Source organism: Corallococcus llansteffanensis (assembly GCF_003612055.1).
Taxonomy (GTDB): domain Bacteria; phylum Myxococcota; class Myxococcia; order Myxococcales; family Myxococcaceae; genus Corallococcus; species Corallococcus llansteffanensis.
Map to the genome: position 1 here is coordinate 1 of NZ_RAWB01001092.1, position 894 is coordinate 894.

The 894-nt window shown below is 70.8% G+C and carries 1 protein-coding gene; it reads left to right on the plus strand.

Translation table 11 applies throughout. The annotated features are described in order from the left end of the window. Positions 1-162 precede the first annotated feature (162 nt). The coding region (locus D7V93_RS43525) for a hypothetical protein (RefSeq protein ID WP_208723372.1) at positions 163-894 on the plus strand (732 nt) is incomplete at its 3' end.

Below are 894 nucleotides of genomic sequence, written 5' to 3' on the forward strand. Positions count from 1 at the left end.
CATCAGGATCTCCCCAAGCCGCCGCTTGCGGTTGGGGCCCGGGCCGGGGGGAACAGAAGGGGGAGCATTCACGGCCGGGCAGCATAGCAGCGGGGCCCGGCTCCGGGCCTCCGGCGGGTCGCAAACAGGCCAGGGGCCCGGGGATGGGTTAGCGTTGCCTCCATGGTGCGAAGCCCCCTCCTCGCGGCAATCCTCCTGGCCTTCACCGTCGGTTGCGCCTCGCAGCAGCTCTCCGGCGCCGACCTGGACCGGGTCCAGCGACCGGCCTTCATCTCCCGCATCGAGGACGGCGCGGGCCCCAAGAGCCTCGTGTTCCGCGAGGACGGCGCCTACTCGGGCAAGCTCAAGAAGCTGGAGGACAAGGAGGCGGACCGGCGCCTCACGGTGAAGCTGCAACAGGCCGTGACGCGCTTCGAGCTCTCCGAGCGCCTGCGCGTCACCACCCTGTCCCGCCTCCCGGAAGAGGCCCCCTGGACGGACGCGGTGGACCCCGCCCGGGTCGCCTCCGCGCTGGAGAGCTTCCTCGTGGAGGAGGTGCCCGCCAACGCCCCGGACTACGACTTGATGGCCCCGCTGGGCGCGGACACCATCGTGGAGTTCGTCATCCAGGACTTCGGCATGCGCAGCGAGGACGGGCATGCGGGGGCCTACCTCAAGGGTTACGGCCGCATCTTCCGCGTGGATGGCCGCTCGGAGCTGTGGCACCGGACGTTCGACCTGGACGCGGTGGACCAGGGCGCGCCGCACCTGGATCCCTTCAAGGTCGGCAAGGAGCCGGAGCTGTTCCGCCTGGCGATGACGGCGCTCCTGGACCAGGTGGCGGACATGTTCGTGAAGGACCTGACGCCCAAGGACCGCAAGGGCTCCGCGCCCACGGGCAATACGGCCCCGGAC